Here is a 2,865-nt window from a genome sequence, read left to right on the forward strand (position 1 = left end):
TGGTGGTGTTCCCGAGTAGCAGCGAGCTCGTGGAATTTGCTGTGAATCTGCCGGGACCACCCGGTAAGCCTAAATACTTCCTGGAGACCGATAGCGGACGAGTACCGTGAGGGAAAGATGAAAAGTACCCCGGGAGGGGAGTGAAAGAGTACCTGAAACCGTGTGCCTACAAGCCGTCAGAGCCTTTCGGGGTGATGGCGTGCCTTTTGAAGAATGAGCCTGCGAGTTAGTGCTGCGTGGCGAGGTTAACCCGGGTGGGGTAGCCGTAGCGAAAGCGAGTCTGAATAGGGCGTTTTATAGTCGCGTGGTCTAGACCCGAAGCGGAGTGATCTACCCATGGCCAGGGTGAAGCAGCAGTAAGATGTTGTGGAGGCCCGAACCCACCAGGGTTGAAAACCTGGGGGATGAGCTGTGGGTAGGGGTGAAAGGCCAATCAAACTCCGTGATAGCTGGTTCTCCCCGAAATGCATTTAGGTGCAGCGTCGCGTGTTTCTTTCCGGGGGTAGAGCTACTGGATGGCCTAGGGGGCTTACCGGCTTACCGAAGTCAGCCAAACTCCGAATACCGGGAAGTGAGAGCGTGGCAGTGAGACGGCGGGGGATAAGCTTCGTCGTCGAGAGGGAAACAGCCCAGAACACCGGCTAAGGCCCCGAAGTGTGTGCTCAGTGGGAAAGGATGTGGGATTGCCCAGACAACCAGGAGGTTGGCTTAGAAGCAGCCACCCTTGAAAGAGTGCGTAATAGCTCACTGGTCAAGTGGTCCTGCGCCGACAATGTAGCGGGGCTTAAGCACACCGCCGAAGCCGTGTCATTCACACAATACATCCGCGTGGACCCTTGAGGTTTGCGTGCAGTGGTGTGGATGGGTAGGGGAGCGTCCTGCATCCGGGGAAGCCGCGGCGGAAGCCAGTGGTGGAGGGTGCAGGAGTGAGAATGCAGGCATGAGTAGCGAATGCAGAGTGAGAAACTCTGCCGCCGGATGACCAAGGGTTCCTGGGCCAGGCTAATCCGCCCAGGGTAAGTCGGGACCTAAGGCGAGGCCGACAGGCGTAGTCGATGGACAACGGGTTGATATTCCCGTACCCGAGCATGTGCGCCCATGGCGAGGCACATGATACTAACCACCCAAAGCCGTTCGTGAAGCCTTCGGGTGGATCGGGCTGGTGGAGCGTGGGATCTGAGTGTGTAGTAGTCAAGCGATGGGGTGACGCAGGAAGGTAGCTCTGCCAGGCGATGGTTGTCCTGGTGTAAGCGTGTAGGGAAGTTGGTAGGCAAATCCGCCAGCTATATATCCTGAGACGTGATGCGTAGCCGTTTGAGGTGAAGTGGGTGATCCTATGCTGTCGAGAAAAGCCTCTAGTGAGTGCATGCACGGCCCGTACCCCAAACCAACACAGGTGGTCAGGTAGAGAATACTGAGGCGATCGGGTGAACTGTGGTTAAGGAACTCGGCAAAATGCCCCCGTAACTTCGGGAGAAGGGGGGCCAGTCACTGTGAAGCTTCTAGCAAGTGGAGTGGTGGTTGGCCGCAGAGACCAGCGGAAAGCGACTGTTTACTAAAAACACAGGTCCATGCGAAGTCGCAAGACGAGGTATATGGACTGACGCCTGCCCGGTGCTGGAACGTTAAGAGGACCGGTTAACTCCCTTCGGGGGGTGAAGCTGAGAATTTAAGCGCCAGTAAACGGCGGTGGTAACTATAACCATCCTAAGGTAGCGAAATTCCTTGTCGGGTAAGTTCCGACCTGCACGAATGGCGTAACGACTTTCCGGCTGTCTCGACCACAGGCCCGGCGAAATTGCATTACGAGTAAAGATGCTCGTTACGCGCGGCAGGACGGAAAGACCCCGGGACCTTTACTATAGTTTGGTATTGGTTTTCGGTTCGGCTTGTGTAGGATAGGTGGGAGACTGTGAAGTCATCACGCTAGTGGTGGTGGAGTCGTTGTTGAAATACCACTCTGGTCGGATTGGGAATCTGAACCTACGCCCATGATCTGGGTGAGGGACAGTGCCTGATGGGTAGTTTAACTGGGGCGGTTGCCTCCTAAAGGGTAACGGAGGCGCCCAAAGGTTCCCTCAGCCTGGTTGGCAATCAGGTGTTGAGTGCAAGTGCACAAGGGAGCTTGACTGTGAGACAGACATGTCGAGCAGGGACGAAAGTCGGGACTAGTGATCCGGCACCTCCTGGTGGAAGGGGTGTCGCTCAACGGATAAAAGGTACCCCGGGGATAACAGGCTGATCTTGCCCAAGAGTCCATATCGACGGCATGGTTTGGCACCTCGATGTCGGCTCGTCGCATCCTGGGGCCGGAGTAGGTCCCAAGGGTTGGGCTGTTCGCCCATTAAAGCGGCACGCGAGCTGGGTTTAGAACGTCGTGAGACAGTTCGGTCCCTATCCGCCGCGCGCGTAGGATACTTGAGGAAGGCTGTCCCTAGTACGAGAGGACCGGGACGGACGGACCTCTGGTGTGCCAGTTGTCACGCCAGTGGCATGGCTGGTTGGCTATGTTCGGAAGGGATAACCGCTGAAGGCATCTAAGCGGGAAGCCTGTTCCAAGATGAGGTATCCCACCCCTTTGTGGGTTAAGGCCCCCAAGAGACGATTGGGTTGATAGGCCAGAAATGGAAGCACAGTAATGTGTTGTCGAGTTGACTGGTACTAATAGGCCGAGGACTTGCCTACGAAGATGTTACGCATCCACTCTACGGTTCTGAAACACCACGCGTGTTTCGTAGTGTTTCGGTGGTTTTAGCGTCAGGGAAACGCCCGGTCCCATTCCGAACCCGGAAGCTAAGCCTGATTGCGCCGATGGTACTGCAACCGAAGGGTTGTGGGAGAGTAGGACACCGCCGAACTCAACAT

General features: G+C 56.3%; 2 rRNA genes. Both read left to right on the forward strand.

The features are described from left to right. Positions 1-2,685, forward strand: a 23S ribosomal RNA gene (locus tag OO71_RS45740); the annotation flags it as partial. 56 nt (positions 2,686-2,741) lie between these two features. Beyond that, positions 2,742-2,858 (forward strand): 5S ribosomal RNA (gene rrf / locus OO71_RS45745). The last annotated feature ends 7 nt before the right edge of the window (positions 2,859-2,865 follow it).

Origin of the sequence: Amycolatopsis jejuensis, assembly GCF_000717335.1 — a bacterium.
Lineage (GTDB): Bacteria > Actinomycetota > Actinomycetes > Mycobacteriales > Pseudonocardiaceae > Amycolatopsis > Amycolatopsis jejuensis.